This is a genomic window from Saccharopolyspora aridisoli, from assembly GCF_004348445.1.
Lineage (GTDB): Bacteria > Actinomycetota > Actinomycetes > Mycobacteriales > Pseudonocardiaceae > Saccharopolyspora > Saccharopolyspora aridisoli.
On the sequence record NZ_SMKV01000035.1, the window covers coordinates 1 to 23,961 of the forward strand.

The 23,961-nt window shown below is 69.7% G+C and carries 19 protein-coding genes; 7 read left to right on the forward strand and 12 right to left on the reverse strand.

The window, feature by feature from the left end:
- Positions 1–23: 23 nt before the first annotated feature.
- Entirely contained in the window at positions 24–1,331 is a 1,308-nt protein-coding gene (locus tag E1161_RS21870; RefSeq protein ID WP_132626339.1) for a UDP-glucose dehydrogenase family protein, read from the reverse strand.
- A gap of 160 nt (positions 1,332–1,491) precedes the next feature.
- Here E1161_RS21870 and E1161_RS21875 point away from each other — a divergent pair, with 160 nt between their 5' ends.
- Both E1161_RS21875 and E1161_RS21880 read left to right on the forward strand, forming a co-directional pair.
- Positions 1,492–2,448, forward strand: coding sequence for an aldo/keto reductase (locus E1161_RS21875; protein WP_132626265.1), 957 nt, complete (start codon positions 1,492–1,494; stop codon positions 2,446–2,448).
- Positions 2,449–2,526: 78 nt separating this feature from the next.
- Entirely contained in the window at positions 2,527–3,285 is a 759-nt protein-coding gene (locus E1161_RS21880; protein ID WP_132626267.1) for an SDR family NAD(P)-dependent oxidoreductase, read from the forward strand.
- 92 nt (positions 3,286–3,377) lie between these two features.
- On the opposite strand, the gene E1161_RS21885 is transcribed toward E1161_RS21880, so the two are convergent.
- A complete protein-coding gene (locus E1161_RS21885; protein WP_132626269.1) occupies positions 3,378–5,012 on the reverse strand; it encodes a TM0106 family RecB-like putative nuclease in 1,635 nt (544 codons plus the stop codon).
- A gap of 175 nt (positions 5,013–5,187) precedes the next feature.
- Between E1161_RS21885 and E1161_RS21890 the strand changes: the two genes are divergently transcribed.
- On the forward strand, positions 5,188–5,943 hold the full coding sequence (locus E1161_RS21890) for a DUF6474 family protein (RefSeq protein WP_235875213.1): 756 nt from the start codon (positions 5,188–5,190) through the stop codon (positions 5,941–5,943).
- Between the two features lie 57 nt (positions 5,944–6,000).
- On the opposite strand, the gene E1161_RS21895 is transcribed toward E1161_RS21890, so the two are convergent.
- From E1161_RS21895 to E1161_RS21915, 5 genes are read right to left on the reverse strand one after another with little or no spacing between them, the layout of a single operon-like run.
- On the reverse strand, positions 6,001–6,999 hold the full coding sequence (locus E1161_RS21895) for a glycine betaine ABC transporter substrate-binding protein (RefSeq protein ID WP_235875214.1): 999 nt from the start codon (positions 6,997–6,999) through the stop codon (positions 6,001–6,003).
- A complete protein-coding gene (locus E1161_RS21900) occupies positions 6,996–7,763 on the reverse strand; it encodes an ABC transporter permease (RefSeq protein WP_132626271.1) in 768 nt (255 codons plus the stop codon). The genes E1161_RS21895 and E1161_RS21900 overlap by 4 nt, the downstream gene beginning before the upstream one ends.
- Complete coding sequence (locus E1161_RS21905) at positions 7,760–8,974, reverse strand: ABC transporter ATP-binding protein (protein ID WP_132626273.1); 1,215 nt, start codon at positions 8,972–8,974, stop codon at positions 7,760–7,762. Before E1161_RS21905 ends, E1161_RS21900 begins: the two co-directional genes overlap by 4 nt.
- Positions 8,967–9,614 (reverse strand): ABC transporter permease, encoded by a 648-nt coding sequence (locus tag E1161_RS21910; RefSeq protein ID WP_132626275.1) that lies wholly within the window; start codon positions 9,612–9,614, stop codon positions 8,967–8,969. The genes E1161_RS21905 and E1161_RS21910 overlap by 8 nt, the downstream gene beginning before the upstream one ends.
- Before the next feature lie 4 nt (positions 9,615–9,618).
- Entirely contained in the window at positions 9,619–11,223 is a 1,605-nt protein-coding gene (locus E1161_RS21915; protein WP_207920341.1) for a BCCT family transporter, read from the reverse strand.
- A 458-nt stretch (positions 11,224–11,681) separates the two neighbouring features.
- Between E1161_RS21915 and E1161_RS21920 the strand changes: the two genes are divergently transcribed.
- The 3 genes from E1161_RS21920 (at position 11,682) to E1161_RS21930 (ending at position 13,483) form a co-directional block, all read left to right on the forward strand.
- Positions 11,682–12,158, forward strand: a complete 477-nt coding sequence (locus E1161_RS21920) for a hypothetical protein (protein WP_132626279.1) — start codon at positions 11,682–11,684, stop codon at positions 12,156–12,158.
- A gap of 147 nt (positions 12,159–12,305) precedes the next feature.
- Positions 12,306–12,944, forward strand: coding sequence for a YcnI family copper-binding membrane protein (locus tag E1161_RS21925; RefSeq protein WP_235875215.1), 639 nt, complete (start codon positions 12,306–12,308; stop codon positions 12,942–12,944).
- Positions 12,941–13,483, forward strand: a complete 543-nt coding sequence (locus E1161_RS21930; RefSeq protein WP_132626283.1) for a copper resistance CopC family protein — start codon at positions 12,941–12,943, stop codon at positions 13,481–13,483. Before E1161_RS21925 ends, E1161_RS21930 begins: the two co-directional genes overlap by 4 nt.
- A gap of 147 nt (positions 13,484–13,630) precedes the next feature.
- On the opposite strand, the gene E1161_RS21935 is transcribed toward E1161_RS21930, so the two are convergent.
- The 4 genes from E1161_RS21935 to E1161_RS21950 all read right to left on the reverse strand — a co-directional run bounded on the left by E1161_RS21935 (position 13,631) and on the right by E1161_RS21950 (position 19,073).
- Positions 13,631–16,048, reverse strand: coding sequence for an L-tyrosine/L-tryptophan isonitrile synthase family protein (locus E1161_RS21935; RefSeq protein ID WP_132626285.1), 2,418 nt, complete (start codon positions 16,046–16,048; stop codon positions 13,631–13,633).
- A gap of 199 nt (positions 16,049–16,247) precedes the next feature.
- Complete coding sequence (locus tag E1161_RS21940; RefSeq protein ID WP_132626287.1) at positions 16,248–16,556, reverse strand: hypothetical protein; 309 nt, start codon at positions 16,554–16,556, stop codon at positions 16,248–16,250.
- A gap of 181 nt (positions 16,557–16,737) precedes the next feature.
- The gene (locus tag E1161_RS21945; RefSeq protein WP_132626289.1) at positions 16,738–17,646 is read right to left on the reverse strand and encodes a phosphotransferase enzyme family protein; all 909 of its coding nucleotides are present in this window, start codon (positions 17,644–17,646) and stop codon (positions 16,738–16,740) included.
- A 56-nt stretch (positions 17,647–17,702) separates the two neighbouring features.
- Positions 17,703–19,073, reverse strand: a complete 1,371-nt coding sequence (locus E1161_RS21950; protein WP_132626291.1) for a helix-turn-helix domain-containing protein — start codon at positions 19,071–19,073, stop codon at positions 17,703–17,705.
- A gap of 491 nt (positions 19,074–19,564) precedes the next feature.
- Between E1161_RS21950 and E1161_RS21960 the strand changes: the two genes are divergently transcribed.
- Entirely contained in the window at positions 19,565–19,903 is a 339-nt protein-coding gene (locus tag E1161_RS21960; protein WP_132626293.1) for a hypothetical protein, read from the forward strand.
- A 593-nt stretch (positions 19,904–20,496) separates the two neighbouring features.
- Here E1161_RS21960 and E1161_RS21965 read toward each other — a convergent pair.
- Complete coding sequence (locus tag E1161_RS21965) at positions 20,497–23,898, reverse strand: L-tyrosine/L-tryptophan isonitrile synthase family protein (protein WP_235875216.1); 3,402 nt, start codon at positions 23,896–23,898, stop codon at positions 20,497–20,499.
- Positions 23,899–23,961: the final 63 nt, after the last annotated feature.

Below are 23,961 nucleotides of genomic sequence, written 5' to 3' on the forward strand. Positions count from 1 at the left end.
GTTCGGGGAAGGGGACGGTTGGGTCAGGGGAGAGCGGCGACCGGGGTTCGGCCGACTCCTCGCCAGGAGAGGCCAGCTCGGCGGAGGACGTCGGGGTCGAGGTGGTTGCGGGTGTCGACGACGTCCAGGCCGTTGAGGGCTTCGGCGATGAGGTTCCAGTCCAGGGCGCGGAACTCCTGCCACTCGGTGAGCAGCACCAGCGCCGACGCTCCCTTCGCCGCCTGGTACGGGTCGTCGACCAGCGTCAGCCCGGCGGGCAGCTCCGGTTCGTCGCCGCGCAGCCCCGGGTCGTAGGCGATCAGCTCGGCGCCCTGCTCACCCAGCAGCTGGGCGACCTCCAGGGCGGGCGAGTCGCGCAGGTCGTCGGTGCCCGCCTTGAACGTCAGGCCCAGCAGCCCGATCCGCTCGCCGTCCAGCGAACCGCCGCACGCCTCGCGGACCTTGCCGACCATCCGCTGCCGCTGGTGGGAGTTGGACGAGATGGTGGCCTGCAGCAGCGGGAAGTCGAACTCGACCGCCTCGGCCACCTGCAGCAGCGCCGCGGTGTCCTTGGGCAGGCAGGAGCCGCCCCAGCCCGGTCCCGGCTGCAGGAACGACTGGCCGATCCGCCGGTCGTAGCCCATGCCCTCGGTGACGTCGGTGATGTCGGCGCCCAGCTGCTCGCACAGCTCCGCGATCGCGTTGACGTAGGACAGCTTGGTGGCCAGGAAGCAGTTCGCCGCGTACTTCACCATCTCCGCGCTCGCCGCGTCGGTGAGCACCGTCGGCGCACCCAGCCGGGCGTAGAGGGCGGCGACGCGCTCAGCGGCGTCCTGGGTGTCGGAGCCGACGACGATGCGGTCCGGGTTGAGGAAGTCGTGCACCGCCGAACCCTCGCGCAGGAACTCGGGGTTGCTGACCACCGCGACGTCCTCGCGGCCCAGGTGCTCGGCGAGCCGCTTGGAGGTCCCCACCGGGACCGTCGACTTGGTGACCATCACGCACCCGGTGGGCAGCACGTCGCGGACCTCGCGGGCGACGGCCTCCACCACGGCCAGGTCTGCGGCGCCGCCAGAACCCATCGGGGTCGGCACGCACAGGAACACGACCTCGGCCTCGGCGACCGCACCGGCGGAACCGACGACGAACTCCAGTCGCCCGGCGGCGATCCCCTCCTGCACCAGCTCGGCCAGGCCGGGCTCGTGGATGCGGACCTCGCCGCGGGAGAGCTCGGCGACCTTCTCCTCGTTGACGTCGCTGCACACCACCCGGTGGCCGAGCGAAGCCAGACACGCACCGGTGGTCAGTCCGACGTACCCGGTGCCGACAACGACGATTCGACGGGCGAACACAGGCCCCAACCCCTTCACCTCGTACGACCAGGCGGTCGCCTCTGCCCCCTCGAAAATCGATCGTGGCACATCTTCGAGCTGGGAAAACCCGCTTCGCTCAGAGTTCACGAGCTATATGTCGCAGGTGACGAGTTGGGAACCTGCCGTTTAGGCTGCGCCCGTGGATCAGCGACGTCTGGGGGACTCGGGTCTAGCGGTGAGCGCGGTCGGTCTCGGCTGCAACAACCTCGGAAGACCCGGTACCGCCACCGAAACCCTCGCCGGAGCCCGCGCCGTCGTCGACGCGGCGCTGGATGCCGGCATCACCTTCTTCGACGTGGCCGACGCCTACGGATCACCTCGCGGACGCAGCGAGGAGTTGCTCGGGCAGTCGCTGTCCGGGCGGCGCGACCTGGCGGTCATCGCCACCAAGTTCGGCATGGACATGCAGGGCACCAACGGACCGGACTTCGGGGCCCGCGGTTCCCGCCGCTACGTGCGCCGTGCGGTGGAGTCCTCGCTGCGGCGGCTGGGGACCGACTGGATCGACCTGTACCAGCTGCACCGGCCGGACCCGCTGACACCGCTGGAGGAAACCCTCTCGGTGCTCGACGACCTGGTCCGCGAGGGCAAGATCCGCTACGTCGGGCACTGCAACCTGCCCGGCTGGCAGGTCGCCGACGCGTCCTGGACGGCGAACTCGGCGGGCCTGACCGCGCCGGTGTCCAGCCAGCACCACTACTCGCTGCTCTCGCGCGAGGTGGAACGCGAGGTCGTGCCCGCCGCGCAGCGATTCGGGCTCGGACTGCTGCCGTACTTCCCGCTGGCCAACGGCCTGCTGACCGGCAAGTACCGGCGAGACCAGATGCCTCCGGCCGACAGCAGGCTGGCCGGACGCGCGCAGCTGCTGGCCGACGCTCCGTGGGAGCGGATCGAGAAGCTGCGGATCTTCGCCGAGCAGCGCGGCACCACGATGAGCACCGTGGCGCTCGGCTGGCTCGCCGCGCAGGACCCGGTCGCCTCGGTCATCGCCGGAGCCACCACCCCCGACCAGGTCCAGGCCAACGCGCGGAGCGCGAACTGGGTTCCGGGACCGGACGACCTCGCGACGCTGAACGGCATCTGCCCGGCGGCGTGACCAGGGCGGAGCCGCTCGCACCACCGGAGCAGCTCGCCGAGCGGAGTGACCACGAGATCTCACGGAGGAACAGCGACAATGCAGATCACCGACACCGCAGCGATCGTCACCGGAGGTGCCTCCGGGCTCGGGGCCGCGACTGCGCGGGCGCTGGCCGGGCGGGGCGCGAAGGTGTTCGCGCTGGACCTGCCGGGCGCGGTCGAGAAGGCTCCGATCGCCGACGGCATCACCTACACCGCGGCCGACGTCACCGATGCCGACCAGGTGCAGACCGCTGTCGACCAGGCCGCGGGATCCGGCAACCCGCTGCGGATCGTGGTGAACTGCGCGGGAATCGGCCCGTCCGCCCGCATCGCCGGCCGCAAGGGCGTGCACGACCTCGACCTGTTCCGCAAGGTCTTGGAGATCAACCTGCTCGGAAGCTTCAACGTCATGCGGCTGGCCGCCGCCGCGATCGGCGAGACCGAGGCCGACCAGCACGGGCAGCGCGGCGTCGTGATCAACACCGCGTCGGTGGCGGCCTACGACGGCCAGATCGGGCAGGCCGCCTACGCCGCGTCCAAGGGCGGCGTCGCGAGCCTGACCCTGCCTGCCGCCCGCGACCTGTCATCGAGCGGGATCCGGGTCATGACCATCGCACCGGGCATCGTGGACACCCCGATGCTGGCAACCGTCAGCGAGGAGTTCCGGCAGGGCCTGGCCGACGGCGTCCCGTTCCCCAAGCGCCTCGGAACCCCGGAGGACTACGCCCAGCTGGCGCTGGACATCGTCGAGCACGACTACCTCAACGGCGAGGTCATCCGCATGGACGGAGCCCTCCGCATGGCCCCCCGGTGATCCTCCGAACCGATCATGATCGGTGACCGCTTCGCCCGGTGGTTCGGACCAGGACTGCCTCACCGCTCGGGAAGACCTCGCGTGGTGGTGCGTCAGAGGTCTTCGGCGAAGGGGATCTGGTCCGCCGCGTCGGAGGTCATCCAGGTTCGGATGGTGTACGTGGCGCGGACGTCGTCCTCGTTGTAGGTGAGGAGGCGTTCGCGCTGCGTGAGGTCCCGCTCGCCACCGTCCAGCGCGACCGCGTCGCGGTACCAGCGCATCGAGTTCTCGCCGCTCGCCTCCGGATCGCGCCAGCCGAACCCGGCGCTGGGGGCGATCACCTTGAGGCCCTTGCCGTTCGGGCACAGGAACTGGTCGCGGACCACCGCGAACAGGTCGACCCACTCGGCGGAGTTGATGAACTCCTTGACCTCGGAGACCGGCGGAACACCGGGCTTGCCCGCGAAGCGCTCGGCCGAGGCCAGCATCCAGCGGTTCTCCGCCAGCTCGTTGTAGCAGTAGGCCCGGAAGCTCAGGCCGCGCTCGAACGCCTTGCGGCGGACACCGGTGAACCAGGTCCAGAACTCCGCGAAGGACCGGGCTTCGTCGTCGTCCGGCAGCGGCTCCCAGGTGACGAACGCCCGGTAGCCCTGCTCCTCGCCGATGTCGGTGCCGGACAGCCAGCAGCCCCACATGTAGGCGCCGGCGTCGGCATAGCTCTCCATGTCCACGTCGACCTCGACGTCACCGCGCGGCAGGTCGAGATCGCGGACCCGCCGCACCAGCGGCATCTCCCGCAGCCACGCCTTGGCCAGCAGGATCGCATCGGTGTTGCGCACGCCCGTGAGCTGCAGGTCCTCGGCGCTCTCCAGCGGTGTGCCCGCCAGCTGGTCGATCGTGGCGATGCCCCGTTCGCGCAGCACTGTGGCGTCCTCGCCGCGCACCACCAGGCTCACGTCGCGCCGGTCGCGCAGCTGGGACTCGCAGGTCGGCCACCACGGGCAGCCGCGGCACTCGGTGATCCGGGAGGGCTGAGCCAGCGGTTCGTCGCCCTGGGCGGCGGCGGTGGCCACCGCGAGCCGGTCGCCGAAGCGCGCGTCGTACTCGGCGAGCGCGGTGCGCCCGCCGGGCCAGTTCGGGGTGCGCAGGTCGTGCCAGACGACCACGTCGGCTTCCACGCCGATCGCGCCCGCGGTGCGGTCCCCCGCGCCGTACCCGCACGCCTCCAGCAGCCGGACCGCGTGCACCAGCCGGAGCTGGTCGCGGGGCTGCGGCCGGACCTTGCGGGTCTTGTCGACCTTCGCGGCCTCGGGCACCGGTCGCTCGATCGGCGAGACCTTCGCCCCGCTGCCGGGGTCGGTGATCTTGTGCCGGACCACCAGGACCGGGACGTAACCGTTGCCGCTGCGCACCAGCAGGTCGATCGCGCCGCGGCGACCGCCCTCGGCGTCGTCGGGCAGCTGCGCACCGGAGATGTGGGGGACGCCCTCGCCCATCGCGTCGAGGGTGAGCCGCGCGCGGTCGGCGTAGGGCACTCCGCGTGGGATCTCGGTCCAGTCCGCTCCCAGCAGCTCGCCCAGCTGGGCGGCCACGGAGCGGCGGTGTTCAGCGGCGTCGGCGATGCGCTGCTCGACGCCCAGGTCCAGCGGCGCGGTCGAGACATCGCGCATCGCCGGGTCGTTCTCCAGGTGCACGCGTCGACGGCAACGCGTCACCACGCCTGCGTCGAGCAGCACCTCGTCCTTCACGGGTAAAGGGTATGCGGTGGCCCCGACAGCCGCGCCCATCACCCCGGTGACACCGCATGCCTGCTATGACCACGCCAGGTGCACACCCGATCGCGTTCTGCTTTCGTGCGCTGGTCCATCCGGACTTATGGTGATCGCGGTGCTGGGAATTCGCGGATCCGGGGAGGTGTGCGCGGTGAGGAGACTCGCCAGGCGACGCGGGAAGATCGCTCAGGGTGCCCAGCGGGGGTGCCGCAAGTGCGCCGTCAAGAAGGCGAAGGCCGAGAACATGGCACGACGCCAAGTCGACGAGGCAGCGCGGAAGGCGGCGGCGGCCCGCAGCAAGGCCGCCGAGATGAAAGCCGCCGAGATGGAGGCCGCCCGGAGCGCTCCCGTCCAGCAGGCCGACCCCGCGACGCCTCCGCCGCTGACGTCCGCGGCGGTCGGCAAGAAGGCGGCGAAGGCGCTGCTCAAGGCCGACAAGCGAACGGCGAAGGCGATCAAGAAGGGCGAGTTCGGGACGGTCACGCCGGGCAACACCAAGAAGATCATCGGGATCGCCAAGATCGTCGGTCCGTTGCTCCTGCCGTTCGTGCTGCGCGCGGTGAGGACGGTGCGCGAGAGCTACGACCGCTCCCGCGCCCGCAAGTTGGGAGTCCCGGTGGACGACCTCGGCAAGTTCACCGGCCACGGCGCCTCGTTGCACGCCCGCATCGCCGGCGACTCGGTCGCCCTGCGCGACCTGCGCGAGCAGTCCACCGGTGAGGAACGCGGCCACGCCAGGACCTACGCCGACCAGGCCGAAGCCCGCCTGGCCCAGCTGACCAGCGCGGTCCGCGCCGCCGAGCGGATGCCCTCGCCGCGCCGCAAGTCCACCCACCGCGCGGTCGACCAGGAGCTCTCACGCATCGAGGACGAACTGCTCACCCGCTTCGGCGTGCCCACCGGGTGAAGACGGTGGTGGGGCGTCTCCTCCGGAGGAGACGCCCCACCACACTCGCAGCGTGGATCAGCCTTGACCGGGGATCTTCACCAGGCCCTGTTCGACCATCCATTCCCGCGCGACGTCGGCCGGGTCCCGGCCTTCGACGTCGACCTGCGCGTTGAGCTTCATCAGTTCCTCGTTGGTCAACCTCTCCGAGATCGGCTGGAAGACCTGCGCCAACTGCGGGTAGCGCTTGAGCATCTCGTCGCGGAGGGTGACTCCGATGTTGTACCGGGGGAAGAACTGCTTGTCGTCGGCCAGCACCTTCAGGTTCAGCGACTTGATCCGGCCGTCGGTGGTGAACACCTCGCCGAACGTGCACGTCCCCTGGGCCGTGGCCTGGTAGATCGCACCCTCGGTGAGGACCTTGACCTTGCTGGGGTCGGTCTTGAACCCGTAGGTCTCCTCCACGCCCGGCAGGCCGTCGTTGCGGCTGGCGAACTCGGTGTCCACGCAGAACGTGGCGTCCTCCGGGTGCTCGGCCATGATCTTCGGGATGTCCGAGTTCTTCTGCACGCCCAGGCGCTTGGCGGCGTCCTGGTTCACGGCGAACGCGTAGGTGTTGTCCACCTGGTAGTCGACCGCGACCCAGGCCACCCCGTTGCGTTCGAGGTCCTGCTCCTTGACGGCCTCGAACTGGGCGCGGGCGTCCGGGATCGGGTCGGTGTTGCCGTTGTAGTTGACCCAGGACGTGCCCGTGTAGTCCCAGAGGATGTCGATCTGGTCGTTGGTCAGCGCGTTGCGCGCGGTGGTCGAGCCCTGGATGGAGGTCAGGTCCCGCACGTTGGCACCGGCCGCGGCCAGCGCGAACTCGCCGAGGTAGCCCATGATGAGCTGCTCCGTGAAGTTCTTCGAACCCACCGTGATCGTCTGGCCCTCCAGCTCCGGAACGGGCTGGATGATGCCCGGCTCCACCGCCAGCGGAACCGACGAACCCGAGCTGAGACCGCATCCCGACAGCATCAACCCGGCCATCGCCAGCGAGGCCACTCCCAGCGCCCGACTGCGCTTGCGGAGATTCATCGCAACCCCCTCGGCGACAGGTAGGTCTCGGCCAGCGCGCCGAGCCAGTCGACCAGCAGCGCCAGCGACATCGCCAGCACCGAGCCGACGATCATGACCGTGTAGTCGTTGAGCTTGTAACCGGTGTCGATGAGCTCACCGAGGCCACCCGCGCCGACGAACAGCGCCAGCGTCGCGGTTCCCACCGCCAGCACCAGCGCGGTCCGCAGACCGGCGAGGATGAACGGCACGGCCAGCGGCATCTCGATGCGCATCAGCACGCTCGAACCGGACATGCCGATGCCGCGACCCGCGTCGACCAGCGACGCGTCCACCGACTGCAACCCCACGATGGTGTTGCGCAGGACCGGCAGCAGCGCGTAGAAGGCGATCGGCAGGGTCGCGATCCAGAACCCGGTGGAACCACCGGTGAAAAGGAAGAACAGCACCAGCAGACCCATCGAGGGCGCCGCCTGGCCGATGTTGGCGATGCCGATCACCAGCGGTGCGATGCGGCGCGCCCAGCTCCGGCTGAGCATCACGCCCAGAGGAACCGCGACGAGCACCACGATCAGAGCCACCGCGATGCTGATCAGGAAGTGCGTCCAGGTCAGGCTCAGGATCGTCGTCGAGTTGAGGCTTCGCAGCGTCACCTCGTCGTTGTCCCTGGTGAACGCCCAGACCAGCACCGCCGCGACCAGCACCACCACGGTCACCGGCTGCGCCAGCAGCCGCAGCCGCTCGGCCCGCCCTAACCCGGAGTCGGAAGCGAAAGTGCTGCTCATGAGGCGTCAGCCCCAGACCCGGCAGCTTCCGATCCCGCGAGCTCCTCCACGTCGTCGGTAGCGTTCTCCTCGCGCAGCGCCTTGATCGTGTTCATCACGGTGTCGATGTCGACCACGCCGACGTACTCACCGCGAGAGCCCACGACCACGGCCACCCCGTCGTCGTCGGTCAGGATCGCCTCGAGGGCGTCCTGCAGCGTCGAGGCCCGCGACACCGAGTCCTCCACCGGACGCCCGGCCCGCGACAGGTCCGAGACCGAGCCCGCCTCGCGAGCGGTCGCCCAGCGCAGCGGACGGTTGCGCTTGTCGAGCACCAAGCCGATCGCGCCACGGCGGGTGCCCAGACGTTCGCGCAGCACCGAAGGTGCGTCGTCGACCGCCGCGGTCGGAACTTCGCCGACCTCGATCTCGCGCACGCGGCGCAGCGTGAGCTGCTTGAGGGCCGCGCCCGCCCCGACGAATCCGGCGACGGTGTCGTCGGCCGGGTTGGTCAGGATCGCTTCCGGGGTGTCGTACTGCAGGATCTTCGAGCGCTCGCCCAGCACCGCGATCCGGTCGCCGAGCTTCACCGCCTCGTCGAAGTCGTGCGTGACGAACACGATCGTTTTACCCAGGTCTGCCTGCAGGCGCATGAGCTCGTCCTGCAGCACACCGCGGGTGATCGGGTCCACCGCGCCGAACGGCTCGTCCATCAGCAGCACCGGCGGGTTGGCCGCGAGCGCGCGGGCCACGCCGACGCGCTGCTGCTGCCCACCGGAGAGCTGCCGCGGGTAGCGGCCCCGGTACTCGGCCGGGTCGAGGTTGACCAGGTCGAGCATCTGGTCCACGCGCTCGGAGGTGCGCTTGGAGTCCCAGCCGACGAGGCCCGGGACCATGCCGACGTTGTCGCCGACGGTCATGTGCGGGAACAGCCCCGCCTGCTGGATCGAGTAGCCGATCTCGCGACGCAGCTTGTCCGCGTCCAGGCCGAGCACGTCCTGCCCACCGATGGTGATCTTGCCGGAGGTCGGCTCGATCAAGCGGTTGATCATGCGCATGGTGGTCGTCTTGCCGGAACCCGAGGGTCCGACCAGCACCACCGTCTCCCCCGCGGGGATCGTCATGGTCACCGACTCGACGGCCGCCTGCTTCTGCCCCGGGTAGCGCTTGGAGACCTCTTCGAGCTTGATCTCCACGCCGTGCCCGGCGGCCTTCTTCTCGTCCTCAGCCACGGATACCTCTCGAAGTCGTCAACCGCCCGAGCAGCACGAACAAGGCGTCGAGCACCAGCGCCAGGATGATCACCCCGACCGTGCCTGCGAGGGCCATGTTCAGCGCGTTCGCGCCGCCCAGCTGGCCCAGGCCCATGAACAGCAGGTTCCCGAGACCCGGACCCTTGGCGTAGGCGGCGATGGCGGCGATGCCCATCAACATCTGGGCGCTCACCCGCATGCCGGCGAGGATCGCCGGCCAGGAGAGGCGGAGTTCGACGCGGGTGAGAACGCTGAACCGGTTCATGCCGATCCCTCGCGCCGCGTCCAGGATCGGCTGGTCGACGTTGGACAGGCCGACGATCGTGTTCCGCACGATCGGCAGCAGCGCGTAGAGCACGAGCGTCACCACCGACGGGGCCACGCCCAGGCCCAACACCGGGATCAGGAGGCCGAAGAGCGCGAAGGACGGCATCGTCAGGATCGCGCTGGAGAGAGCGGTGGCGATCGCCGCCCCGGCGGGGCTGCGGTAGACCGCAACCCCGACCAGGACGCCGATGATCGTTGCCAGCAGGATGCACTGAACCACCATGCTGACGTGCTGGTACGAGTTCACCAGTAACGATTGCCACCTGGATGCAACGTAGTCCAGGAGATTCAATTGTTTACTCTTTCTTGTCGGCTTCCGCCGATCCGGACTCCTCGCCAGAGGGTTCCGCAGGGGTCGTCACCAGCTGGAACTCGCCGTCGTGCTCTTCAGTGCCGGCGATGACGGCCTGCTCGAGCATCTCTACGCCCTTCTGGTCGCGAACGGTGATGTCGTCGGAGCGCAGGTCCTTGAGCATGGCCACGCACATGAAGATCATCACGATCGCGAACGGCAGGGCGCCGATGAACGTGAGGTTCTGGATGCCTTCCAGCGCCTTGTCCTGGCCGATCACCAGCATCACCGCGGCGACCGCACCGGTGGCGGCACCCCAGAAGATGACGACCCACTTGCTGGGCTCGATCGCGCCCCGCTGCGACAGCGTGCCCATCACGATGGACGCGGCGTCGGCACCGGAGACGAAGAAGATCGCGACCAGGACCATCACCAGGACAGCGGTGACCAGCGCCAGCGGCAGGTGGTCGAGCACCGCGAAGGTCTGCGCCTCCGCGCTGCCGTCGCCGTACACGTTCGTGCCACCCTTCTGGGCGTCGATCGAGGCACCACCGAAGATCGCGAACCACACGAGGCTCACGACGCTGGGCACCAGCAGCACGCCGCCGATGAACTGGCGGATCGTGCGGCCCCGGCTGATCCGGGCGATGAACATGCCCACGAAGGGCGTCCAGGAGATCCACCAGGCCCAGTAGAAGACGGTCCAGCTGCTCAGCCAGTCCTGCATCTCCGCGCCACCGGTGGCACCGGCGCGGGAGGCCATCTGTCCGAACTCGCTCATGTAGGAACCGACCGCGGTGGGCAGCAGGTCCAGGATGAACACGGTCGGGCCGAGGATGAAGACGAACAGCGCCAGGATGGCGGCCAGCACCATGTTGATGTTGGACAGCCACTGGATGCCCTTCTCCACACCCGAGACCGCGGAGAGGATGAAGCAGAGCGTCAGCACGGCGATGATGCCGACCAGCACGTTGGTGCCGGCCTCACCGATCGGCCACTTCGCCGCCTGCATACCGGCCTTGATCTGCAGCGCACCGAGACCCAGCGAGGCCGCGGAGCCGAACAGCGTCGCGAACAGCGCCAGGATGTCGATGACCTTGCCCAGCGGACCCTCGGCGGCCTTCTTGCCGATCAGCGGCGTGAAGACGCCCGAGATGGTCTGCTTGCGGCCGCGGCGGAAGCTGCTGTAGGCGATCGCCAGACCCGCCACCGCGTAGATCGCCCACGGGTGGAGGGTCCAGTGGAACAGCGAGGTCGACATGGCCGTGTTGATGGCCGCTTCGCTCTCGCCCGGGACGGTGCCCGGAGGCGGGTCCACGAAGTGGCTCAGCGGCTCGCTCACCCCGTAGAACATCAGACCGATGCCCATACCGGCGCTGAACATCATGGCGATCCAGGACACCGTGCGGAACTCGGGTCCCTCGTCGTCCCCGCCCAGCGGGATCCTGCCGTACTTGCTGAAGGCGAGGAACAGGGCGAAGACGACGAACCCGGTGGCCGCGAGCACGAAGCCCCAACCGGTGTTCTTGATCAGCCAGGTCAGCGCTGCCGAGGAGGCAGTGCTGAGCGAATCGGTCGCCAGAGCGCCCCAAGCGACCACCAAGAACATGATGAGCGCAGTGACACCGAAGACGACCCAGTCCGTTCTGGGTTTGCCGAGGAACTCGGCGTCTGGTTCGGAGGATTGACCGCCCTTGGCGGGTCCACCGCTTCGTTCAATTTCGGTCGACACAGGTATCGGCGCCGACTTTCGGCGACGCCCCCTCCTCTCCGTCGTCGGTTACGACGTTTTCGAACCAATCGAACCGCGCATTCGGGCAGTCGGTGGCTCCAAATCGTCGGCAACCTATAAACCGTGACCCAATCGGGTTAACAAGGCAAGCTCACCTGCGGTCAGCGTGGCCGAACCGACACCTAGACTGACCAACCGTGAAGGCTCGTCTGACACCGACGCAGGGCGCTCTGCGCGTCCTGCGCGGTGCCGGTTTGGCCTGCACAGCGGCGTCACTGTCCGTAGCCGCTCACGCGGCCGCGGGCGGGTCGCTCCCAGGTCTGGGAACGACCGTCGTGATCACCGTTCTGCTGACCGGTGCCGGGGTGGCACTCGCTGATCGCAAGCGCGGGTCGTCGGGCATTCTAGGGGCTCTCGCGGTCAGCCAACTGGCACTTCACTTCTTTCTCGAGCTGACCGCCCTCGGCCACCACGGTCCCGGGCACCTCCACGGGCCACCGCCGATCCCGGTCTCACCGTGGCTGATGACACTCGGCCACGTGATCGTCACGCTGCTGACGGCGCTGGTCATGGCTCATGCCGAACGGGCACTGTTCGTGGTCACCCGGTTGTTGCAAGCGATCTTCCCCAGGAAGACGACGCCGTTACCGGTTGTGACGCCACCGCCTGCGGTCTGCGTCCCCGCGCCGGTTCCGCGGACCCTCGCGCAACTGATCTTCCAGCGGATTCACGCACGCCGTGGACCACCGAAATCTCCCGCAGAAAGCAACGATCCGGTGTATATCGCCGATCGAACATTGCTATTCCGATGAATCACGCATACGCGCGCGCGATTATCCGATGGACACGGGAGAGTACAAGAGAACATGTCGACAGATCAATTCTTGGCGCGGTCCGCGAGTTGGATCACCGTGGGCGGTCTCGCCCTCGCAATGGGTACCGCTCCCGCCTACGCGCACGTGAGCGCACAGCCTGAGGAGGCGGAGAAGGGCGGCTACGCGAAGATCGCGTTCCGCGTCCCCAACGAGGACCCGGTGGCCGGAACCGTCCAGATCAAGGTCACGCTCCCCGAGCAGCACCCGCTGAGCTCGGTGCGCACCAAGCCGGTCCCCGGCTGGACCGCGCAGGTCGAGAAGGCGCAGATCCCGCCGGTCATGGTGGACGGCGCGCAAGTCACCGAGGCGGTCCGCAGCATCACTTGGACCGCGCAGCCGGGCACCCGGATCGGCCCGAACGAGTTCAACGAGTTCGAAGCCACGCTGGGAGCGCTGCCGGAGAACGCCGACGAGCTGATGCTGCCCACCACCCAGACCTACGACAACGGCAAGGTCGTGGAGTGGAACCAGCCGACGCCCCCCGGGGGCGAAGAGCCGGAGCACCCGTCACCGGTGGTGAAGCTGATCGCCGCGGAAGCCGGCGGCCACAGCCACGGCGGAACGCCGTCCGGATCGGGCGGCCAGGAAGCCGACCAGCACGGATCGGCGGACGACACGGCCCGCTACCTCGGCGGTACCGGACTGCTCGTCGGTGGGCTGGGCCTCGGCGTCGGTGCCGGCGCCCTGCTGCGCGGACGTCGTTCCGGTGGGGACGCGTCATGAGGCGGCTGCTGACCGTCGGCGCGTTCGCGCTGGTCTCGCTCATCGGCGGTGCCGCGCCGGCGCTCGCGCACAACGTGATGGTCGGCAGCGACCCGGCCGAGGGCGCGCAGCTGTCCGCCGGCCCGCGCGAGGTCCGGTTGACCTTCGACCAGCCGGTCCGCGCGGGCGAGTCCTACAACAGCGTCAACGTGGTGGGTCCGGACGGCTCGTTCTGGGCGGACGGACCGGCTCGGGTCGAGGGCAATTCGGTCATCGCCCCGGTCCGCGAGCTCGGACCGGCCGGTACCTACACCGTGGGTTACCGGATCCTGTCCAGCGACGGGCACCCAGTTCCGGGCAAGGTCAGCTTCACCCTCACCGCCCCCGGCGGAGGCACCCCGGCCCCCGGCCCGCAGGGCGGGCAGGGCTCCGGTCAGCCGGCTGACCAGGCGGGATCGGACTCCGGTGGGATGCCCATCTGGCCGTGGATCGGCGGTGCGGTCCTGGTCGTGATCCTCGGGCTCGTCCTGGCCCTGCGCCTGGGCGCACCGAAGAAGTGAATCCACGGGAGGGTGTCCGGATCTTCTCCGAGTCCGGGTGCCCTCCCGCTTCGCTTCCGCGGAATTGCAAAGATCCCGTTCTCCAACGGGAGTCCCGATCACGATTCTTGTGGAATTCGGCGTTCCGATTCTCGCGCGAATTGTTGATCACTTCGTGCGGAGCTGCACCGCCTCCGCGACCCCGCGGTCGAGAGAACCATCGCGAATCAAGCTCGGCGGAACCATGAACCACGGCTGCGGCCCGCCCTCCGGCCCCCAGACCGGGAGGTGGGCCTGGTCGATCAGCGAGATCGCGAAGTCCGTCGAGACCTCGTACCCCCTGCCCAGCGCCGCGGTCCCCTGCCACGGCATCACCGCCGAACCGCCCAGCGGCACGAAGCGGAACCGGCCCTGCTCCGGCCGGAGCGACAGGCTCATCCGGACCCGGTCGCGCCGCCACATCGCGGCGTAGTCGAGCTCGGCGTCGACGTGCTTGTTCGCCAGGTACGTGATCGTCTCGTCCCAGGCGAGGGCCAGCAGCTCGCGGCGTGTCCCGCCCAGTTCCGGATCGTCGAGGTCGAACGGGGCGGTGTAGACCCGGCGGGAGAACTCCACCGGCTCGTCGCCGGCGTTCGGGACGTCGACCGCGTGCACGATCGAGCGGAACATCTCCGCGAACCGGGGCTGACCGGCGCAGCCCGGATCGCGCTCGTCGGCCTCGGCCAACGCACCGCGCGGATCGACCCGCACGTCCAGCCCCGCCACGGCGGACTGGTAGCGGTCGCGGTGGTGGCCCAGCAGCTCGGCGCGCGCGGCCGCGTCGCCGCAGCCGAACTCCGCCGCCGCCTCGTCGATGTTGCGCACGCACACCACCCGGTCCGCGCCGGTCAGCTCCAGCATCCGCCGGAACTCCCGCTGGTAGCCGCGGTACCTGCTGACGTCGCGCACTCGGAAGTGGCTCGGATCAGCCAGCGCGGTCACCCGGATCCCCGGCGGGTGCACCCGTCTCACCGCGGTGTCGAGCTGCAACAACCGGGCGAGCATCGCCACCTCGGCCAGGTCCGGCAAGCCGCCGAGCGCCTTCAACCGCGAACCGTCCTGCTTCGTCGGCGGCCCCAGCAGCACCAACTCGGCCGGTTCACCCTCGGCCACCGCGCGCGAGAGGTCGTCATCGGCCTGCTCCCACGGGTACGCCGTGCGGGAAGCGCCGAACAGCTTCGCCTGCATGACCTGCCAGATCGCTCGCGTCGTCCCCGACTCGATGGCCGCCACCCGGTCACCGAGCCGGGCACCCGTCTCCACCGCCTTCCGGCACAGTTCGCGCGCGATCTCCGCCTGCTCGTCCTCGGAGAGCAGGACGCCCTGCCGCCACAACGTGGGCCGGGTGCACATCTCCCCGAGCCGGAGCTGGGCGATCGAGGTGGCGTGCGACAAGCCCGGTCTAGCCAGGTGCCCCCGACCCAGTGGCATCGGCTGCGGCAGCGTCTCGAAGGTGGCGATGGCGTCCGGCTCGTCCACCCCGGTGAACCCCGGCGCCGCGACCGGCACCACCACGGCCTGCGGGAACGCCGAGCGGAGGGCTTCGAGGTTGGCGGCCTTGTCGTCGAAGGCGGCCACCGGTTCCCAACCGGTCATGCCGCGCAGCGCGGCGACCTTCTGCTCGCCGACGTCCGCGCCCTCGTCGCTGGTGCGCAGGTCGAGGTGGCCGAGACCGTGCCGGGACAGCGCCTCCTCGGTGGCCGCCCGCATCCGGTGCCGACGTCCGGTCACCAGCACCACCCGGCCGCCGGCCTGCTCGACGTCACCGGCGAACTGCCGCACGCCGGGCGCGAGCTCGTCGGTCAGCAGCTCGTCCCTGTCCCACGAGATCGCCCGCCGGAACTCCGCGTGCTCCGGGTGCTCCGGCAACCCGGCCAGGTCCCGGAACCGCCGCCACCCCGGCTCGTACAAGCCGGGCAGCATCGGCAGGCGATCGGTCACGCCGATGGCCGCCAGCGCCGCTCGCACCCGCGCCCGCGGGTGCAAAGCGCAGAAGTCCAGATCGAGGGCTACCAGCGGGCGCGGCGCCGAGGGGTCCCTGCGATGCGCGGTCGAGCGGTCCTTGACCAGCCGCAACACCTGCTGGAGCAGCTCGTGCTGGGCGGAGGGGACGTGATGCGGATGAGGGCTCCACGGGTGCTCGCCGGCGAGCACCGACAGCAGCCCCGCCGAGCAGAACCGCAGCTCGCGGGCGAGGACTCCGTCCACGTCCAGGCCGGTCGCGGTCAACCTGCGGTGCAACCCGGTGATCGTCTCGGTCACGCGGTCCGGCTCGGCGGGCCCGAGACCGGGCACCACCACCCGCCCGCTGGCCAGGTGCACGCCGAGCTCGCCCACCGGGAGCTTCCCGGCCGCCAGCAGTCCCCGGACCGTGATCACCACCGGCCGCAGGACGCGCTCGATCAGCTCGTCCCCGCCGAGTTCCAGCGGCTCCGACAGCGGGATCGTTCCGCGGGGTGCGGTTCCGACCAGGCAGTACTTCGCGAGAAGGGAGTCGCGCGCGAGGTCCTCCAGCGCGCGTTCCGGCAGCGTGCCGGTTGCGTACACCGCGTCTCCTTAACGATTGCAGCGCTCATCAGGCCTTCCACGTGTGCGGATGGCGGCTGCGCGAGGAGGCGCGAAAGTTCGGCTTGACCGAAACCGAGAACTACCGATCGGCGAATCCGCACGTCACCGCGGGGAGGTTCGGTTCTCCGACAGGCCGCAGGACGGTCCGGAAGACGCACACGCGCAAGTCTGCGAGCGGTCATTCACCGTCGACGAACTGCACCGGAGCGAGCCCGTTCGGCTCGTCCATCCGCCGGAGCGCGGCGCGGGCGCGTCGGTGGAGTTCCCGACGCGAGATCCAGCCCGCCGCGTAGTGCCGGTACGCCTGGGCCACCAGCACCAGTTCGGCGAGGTGCTCGGCGTAGGGCTCGCGGAGTTCCGGCGGCAGCTGTCGCATCGACTCGAGGTGGCCGTCCACGATCTCGTCCAGCAGCCGTGCGCTGGCGAGCGCCCGGTCCCGGCGCGATCGCGGGGCCTGCTCACCCGGCGAGAACTCTGCGATCCTCATCGACAGCCCATCCGCTTAGCACCACTCGATGCACCAGTTCGCTCGTATGGTTTACCCCTTCAGGTCGAATCCTGTAACCAAAACCGACCAGAAAGGCACCGCAAAGCGACCAAGATCGCCTTATCGGACGCATCAAGGTAGGATCGGAAGCGTCAGTGGATGTTTCCGTCCACACGAGACGTCAGCTGTACGGCGCCCACTGGGTGTCCAGATCGCCTTCCCGGATCGTGCGCAGCCGCCAGCTCAGCTGCTCGCGCACGCTCGGATTGGTGCGCAGGATCGGCAGCACCCCGGTGGTGATCTTGAGTTCGCGCAGCTCGCGCAACACCGGGAAGCCCTCCCACGACGTGATGTCGAAGCCGTAGGCGTCGGCCAGCTCGCGGTGCCACTCGGTCGGATAGCCCATCCGCAGGCTGCCCACCGCGATCGGCGTCAGGTCCCACTCCGGCTGCCCGATGCACAGCGAGTCCAGATCGCACAGCAGAGGGCCGTCCGGACCACCGATCACGTTGCCCAGGTGGGCATCCGCGTGGATGACCGCGCGCGGCAACGGGAACTCCAGCCCGTCGAGCTGCTCTTCCAGGTAATCGCACCGCTGCTGGAGGAACGCGTGGTCCTCCGGGTCGATGTCCACCGCGTCGCGCAGCCGACGCCGGATGTCGGCCATCGGCTTCCAGGGCTTGAACGTCTCCTCGGCGAGCGGCTGGGAGTGCATCTGGCGCAGGAGGTTCCCCAGGTCGGCGCTGCCCGGCACCCGACCCTCCTCGGGCACGAACTGCCACAACGTCGCGCAGTGCGCACCCGAGCTGACCGGTTGCTCCACCCCCGGGAGCAACCGGACCGCGGGCACCCCGTGCATCGCGAGCCAGTGCGCGGCCTCGACGGCGGTGCGCGCTCGGTGGGCGAACGACGAGGACAGCACGACGCGAACGATCACGGGTTCGTCCCGAAGCAGGAAAACCCCGTTGTTGATGCACCTGATCAGCCGGGCGCCACGCGGGTTCAGGCCGACGGCCTCGCAGATCTCGGTCAGCGCCAGTTCCAGTTCCGGTGGGACGCTTCGACCCTGTTGAACCTGGTATGTCTTCATGCTCATGTTCTCAACACCGACGTCGCCGGCAGGTCACACCCGGAATCGGGGCGACCTCACGCCTGGCGGAACCGCCGGACTTCCTCGAAGAGGTCACGGGAATCCGAGTTGGCCCGGTTCTTGCCCGCTTCCAGCTCCAGTGGTTTGAGCCGGTCGGCGACCCGGGCGGACTTCACACGCTCACCGAACTGCAGCGCACGGCGCCCGACCCTCAGGCCCTCCTGAACGTCGCCTGCCCGGAAGTGGTTGGTTGCCTGCAGGCTCAACCCGAAAACGTGGGTCCGCTGCATGTCCGCGCCATAGGCCTCGTTGCACTTGATGGTCTCGGCGACCGCGATCGAGGCGTGCTTCTTGGGATCGAACACCGCCAGCGCGTCGTGCGCGGAGCCGATCATCCCGTGCAGGTCGTTCTCGGTGAAGAAGCGGACCCAGTCCGGAGCGTCGTCCACGTTGGCGCGGGCGAACTCGTCCTTCGTGCGGCCCACCATCTTCTGCACCTGGTCGGGCTTGTTGAGCATCCCGTAGGCCCAGGCCTCGTTCGCGCACAACACCGCGACGGTCAGCGAAGAACCTGATTCCTGGGCCGCGATCTGGCCCAGCTGGAACAGCTTCAACGCCTCGTTGGGCTCCTGGTAGTGCAGGTAGACCCGGCCCATCCGGTACAGCACGCTGGCCACGAGGCTGTCGTCGTCGGCGCGCTTGGCGAACTCCAGGGCGCGGCCGAAGTGGCTGCGCGCCGGGTCCAGCAAGCCCACGTCGAACGAGGTCCAGCCGGCCAGGCTGTGCATGTCCGCCAGCGCCACGAACAGCTGCTTGCGCACGGGATCGCTGGAGGTGGAGTCCAGCAGCTGCTGGGCCCACGAGAGCTGGGCGACCACGGCGTCGCGGCAGGTGCCGCCGCCGTATCGGTAGTCGAGGTCACGCAGGGCCTTGGTGGCGGCCTGGATCTGCTGCACATCGGTCATGCCGATGCGTGCCGGAGCCGGAGTTTGGGCGTTGGCGGGTGCCCAAGCGCTGTCTTCGGTGCCGAACACCGCGGCGCCCATGGTCACCGCGGCCGCGTGGGACAGGAACTTCCGACGCTTCACCGATTCGTCCTCCTCAGCTTCCAGGGCGTTCGTCGCCTTCGCGACCCGCATGGCGGTCGCCCCGTCGTAGGCGAGGCCCATGTAGCCCCGCGGGATGCCGAGCCCGTCGGCTATTCGGGCCAGCACGTCATACGCCATGACCTGCCGACCCTTGAGGATCTCTGACACCTCGGACTGGGATTGGCCCGTCGAGGCGGCGATCTGCCGCTGCGAGACCCCGTGCCGGCGCAGTTGCCGGTAGACCTCGCTGACGTCCCTCCGGGCCAGCGCATCCCGCATCTCCCGCTCGTTCCAAACGTCGGGTGTAACGGGCGAGCCGCCAGATCCGATGATGTTCATTTGACCCCCTGACGCTCTCAAACGGGCGTTGGTCGCAGAGTAAGCGCACTGCGGCAACTCGGTGAAGCCCGTATCGGTAGAGGTGATCGGTTGCGGTGAAGTCCGCTTACCGCTCGTCGCGGCCTTCGGTCCGGTCGTCGCCTGTCCTCTAGGCGAAGCGACCGCCAGGCACCAATGTAGTCATCAGCAAGCAGCGAGCACGGACGGGATCTGGGGCAGGACGATGGACATTCGAGCGACGCACTCGCGGCAGGGGGATGGCGGAACCCCGCACGTTCCGGCACCCGCCGACCGCCGTCGTTGGTGGCACGTCGACTGCCGCGATGTCGCGAACGCGCATCGGAGCCTGGCCGTGCTCGTCAACAGGGACAAGGTGGTGCTCGTCGGGCCTCCCGGCCATGCCGCGGAACTCGAAAGCCGTGGTGCAGGTCAGTTGTCGATGGCGTTGCGGGATGCCGCAACGCAGGCGAGAAAGTGACGGTGGACGTCTCATGGACGAGATCCTGGGGCAGGTGTTGCGCAGCGCGGTGCGTGAGCGGCTCGATGTTCTTTCCGAGCTCGCCGACCGCGCGGACGCCTCCTCCCTGCTCTCCGTGGCGCGCTCCGAACTCCCGCGGTTGACCGCGGGATGGCGGGCGCTGCTCACCGCGCACGAAGCCGACGAGAAGGGCAACTGCCCAGAGTGCTCCGGACGTCGACGCCCAACGAGAGCACCGTGCTCGGTGTGGGAGTCGGCCTACGAACACCTGGTGGCAGGAGCTCTCGCACCCCGTCCCGCACGGCACCTGCGACCGGCGCACGCTTTGCAGCCGGCCACGCCGGTGCCGTAAGCCGGCGGACTCGGACCCGGACAGCAGCACCTCCTCCCCGACCCGGGACCGAGCAACCGCCAGGTGGCGGCCGATGAGCGCTTAGTCGCGAATCCCCGACCCCGGCCAACGCGAGTCGGCCGCCACCAAGCTCCACCGCTGTGACAACCCAAGACTTCCGCGGGCCGGTGCTGACGCACTCCCCTCCCCCCGACCGGTACCGGTCCGCGGACTCCAACCACCCCGGGATCACCGTTTCCCCGAACGGCCCGGGGGTGGAAAAGGCCCTGGACGCGACCTCCCCGACTCGCGCCCAGGGCCTTTCCTCGTTCGTGCTTCGGTTGGTCGCCTCTGGTGCCGGTATGCATCTGGTGTCCGGCCAGGTCTTGGACCTGTGCTTGCACGACTTCGTGGTCAGCCTGCTTGGCGGTGCGAGGGCCGGAACTCGATCGGCGCTGGGCCTCCGCGCGCCGCGACTCATGCACGTCCCGAGTACACGCCGTCGCGGCGTGCTCGCCACAGCACCGCTTTAAGACCCGCGACGGCGCGAGTCGCTCAGGTGGTGGAGGAAGCACCGGCTTCGCCGATTGGCTGCCGGAGGTTCGTCGCTGTCCTCACTTCCTGCGGAGCCGTGCTCTTCCGGCGAAGTCCGCTTCTAGTCTCAGGCCCTCTCGGGGTGGAACTCCGCGCGGGGTGGGAACTTCCGGCGGCTCGATCAGCTGGGTCCGGTCTGCCGGGACCATGGCCCAGGGTTGGCGTGGGCCCAGGAGCGGTGAGTAGACCGGGACGAAACCCTGGTCCAGCAACGAGATGGCGAAGTCGATCGCGACGTGGCCGCGCGGGTCGAGGACTCCGGTTCCCTGCCAGGGCAGCAGGCCCGAACCGCCGAGGTAGGTGAATCCGAGGCAGCCCTGCCGGACCGCGCTGAGCGTCAACCGCACCCGGTTCGGGAACATCCGCTCGTAGCCGAACTCCTCGTCGACCTGCATCGTCGCCATGTAGCGGATGACCGTGTGCCACGCGCGGCGCAGCACCGCGCGCCGTCCCTGCCGGACCTCGGCGGAGGCGCTGGGATCGCTGACGTTGTAGATGTCGGCGTACAGGGCGGCCGACCACTCCAGCCGATCGGTGCCCGCCGGTACCGTCACCGGAACCGAGTACACCAGCGACATCAGTATTTCTCGGAACAACCCGATCACGTGCGGCGCGAACTCGGTCTCCGCCATCGACCAGTCGTGCACCGATTCCAGGGTGCGCAACGGGTTGTCGGTGATGTCGAAGTCGCGCAGCCGATCGCTGAGCAGCTTCCGGTAGTTCGCGATCCGGCGGGCGCGCTCGGCGGGCAGGCCCGGCCCGAGCCGCTGCTCGGCGACCTCGTCGATGTCGGCCACCGTCGTCCGGTCCCCGATGCCGACGAGATCCACGTACTCGCGCAGCTTCCGCTGGTAGGCGTCGGCGATCGCGGCCGGCCTGCTGCGGAAGTGCCTTCCGTCGGTGAGGATGTTGAAGTGCAGTCCCGGCGGGTACACGGCTGCGACCGCGCGCTGCATCTCGCGCAACCGCGCCATCGCGCCCAGCTCGGCGAGGTCGGGCAGCGGGCCGGACGCCTTGAGCCGGTTCAGGCACTGCTTGACCGGGAACCCCAGGAGCACCACGTCGATCGGTGCCCCGCCGCGCACCGGGGTTTCGGCGTCCCGCTTGAGGTCGGCGAGCTGGTAGTTGGCGCGCGAACCCTTGATGAACTGCTTGCGGGTCAGCACGTGGTGCAGCGCGGCGAGCACGCGCTCGACGTCATCCGGGTGCTCGTCCAGGCCGAACTTCGCGATCGCACCACGACCGGTGCGCTGCGCGGCCCGGTCGGTGTCGGCGACGATCGAGTCCACGATGGACTGAGTTTCACCCTCGGTGAGGTGCACCGCCCAGCGGCCGGCCAGCCGGTTCCGGCGCATCGCGCCGATCTGCAGTTCCTCCAGGGAATGCGTGTTGGACAGCTTCGGTCCGCCCGGCGCGCTGGGCCGCGTCTCGAAGGTGGCGATCACCGCGGCGTCGTCGGCGGTGGGAGCGCCCGGCCGCCGCTGCGCGGCCAGGCCCGGGATCTCCACCGCGACCGGAAGCGCATCGTCGAACTCCGCGCGCACCGCCGTCCTGTTCTCCCCTTCGTCGTCGAAGACCGCGACGACGTCCAGCTCGCCGAGGGCGCGAATCCGCTCCGCCTTGACCTCGGCGATCGGCCGGGAGACGTCGCTCGGCACGACCAGCAGTGTCGCGTCCGGCACACCGGCCTCGGCCAGCAGCTCGGCGGTGATCCCCCGGAACCGCTCCTTGCGGGCAGTGCAGAACACGACCTGGCCACCGGCGTCCTGCACGTCCCAGACGAACCGGGCCAGACCGGGGTTGACGCTGTCGGTGCGCAGCCGCTCGCGCGGCCGGGACTGGAAGGCGCGCAGGAAATCACCGCGCAGCGCGTCCCAGTCCACCGCCGGGTAGCGCTCGCCGAGCCCTGCGGAGCGCACGAAGTTCTCCCAGCTGCCGGGCAGGTGCGTCGGCAGCACCGGAAGCGTCGCCGGGCCGGCCAGTTCCAGGATGCCGCCGGGCGCGCCGGGCCGAGGTCCGGAGATCGCGCGGGCGGCATCGGTGATCCGCTGCAACGGGATCAGGCCGCACAGGTCGACGTCGATGACGACAGCGGGCCGCGGCGCGTCCGGGTTCCACCGGCGCTCGCGGGTGCCCTGCTGCACGCGGTCGAGCACCGACTTGAGCACGCGGTCCTGGCTCTCCGGCACGGTGTGCGCGTAGCTCTGCAGCGGCTGCTCACCGGAGAGCAGCTCGGCGGTGTGCGGAGCGAGGTAGCGCAGCTCCTCGCCGATGACCCGCCACACCGCATCGCGCACCTCGCGGCCGCGGTCACCGGGGCGCAGCGAGGCGAATCCCTCTCCCAGCCGTTCCAGCGTGCTGACCAGCGCGCTGACCCCGGTGGTGACCTCCGCGCGGCTCGGTTCGGCGGTGATCCGCTCGTGGTCGGTGACCACGATCCGGCCGGTGGCCTGCAACTCCGGCGAGAGCTCGACCGCGAAACCCGTCTCGTCCAGTGCGAAGAGGCCGAGGCCGTGGGTGTCCAGCGCAAGCCGGAACACCCGCAGCAGCGGCCGCACGAAGTGCTCCAGGAAGTGGTCGAGCTCGTCCTCGCGACGCGCGAACCGGTTGTCCAGCACGACCCTCAGCAGCTTCGGAGCGCCGTGGGAGTCCGGGTGCAGCAGCGCGTTGAGGTCGGCGGCGATCGTGCCGCCCGGATGCCTGGGGTGCGCGGGGGCCGGGTCGATGACCCGCAGCAGCGCGGTCGTCCCGGTGCCGGTGTCGACCACCGCTCCCGGGACCGGCTGGGTGGCGCAGTGCATCCGCAGTTCCGGGTCGCCGGCGACTACCGAGGCGAACTGCTCCCAGCCGCGCAGCGCGCGCAACGCCTGGTCGCGGGAGTCGATGGCCTGCACGCGAACGGCGCGCTCTCGTCGGCCGACGGTCACCCCGGCTTCGGGGAACGGCACCTTCGGCCCGGTACCGGGACCGCGCAACGAGGCGAGCACCCGGTGCGCCAGCTCGCGGTCGGTACCGCAGAGCAGGTCGACGCGCTCGGCCGGGACCTCGGTGACCCGCGGTTGCCGGGTGCGCTCCGGGGTCAGCGAACCGGTGAGCCGGTTCAACCACGCCGCGTCGAAAACCCGCCGGGTGCGCCGTAATCGGACCAGCGCGCGGTACAGGTCGGCCCAGGTCGCCTCCGCGCCCAGCGGGATCCCGGTTCCGACACCGGCCAGCAGCAGGTCGCCGTCGGGAGCCTGCTCGACCCAGAGCCCGTAGCCCCCGGCGGTGAGCAGGTCGTTCGCCTCGGCGACGGTGAGCAGGCGCCAAGGTCCCGGGGCGGGGATCCCGTCCACCGGCCAGTCGTCCTGCGCGGAGTCCTCCGCCAGCAACGGCAGGGCCGTCTCCGCCTGTCGAGCCGCCACCGCTTCCCTGGCCGTCACGGGGCCGAGCGGATGGTCTCGGCACACCGGCGAGGGAAGCCGGGTGCGGCGAGCAGACGTGGG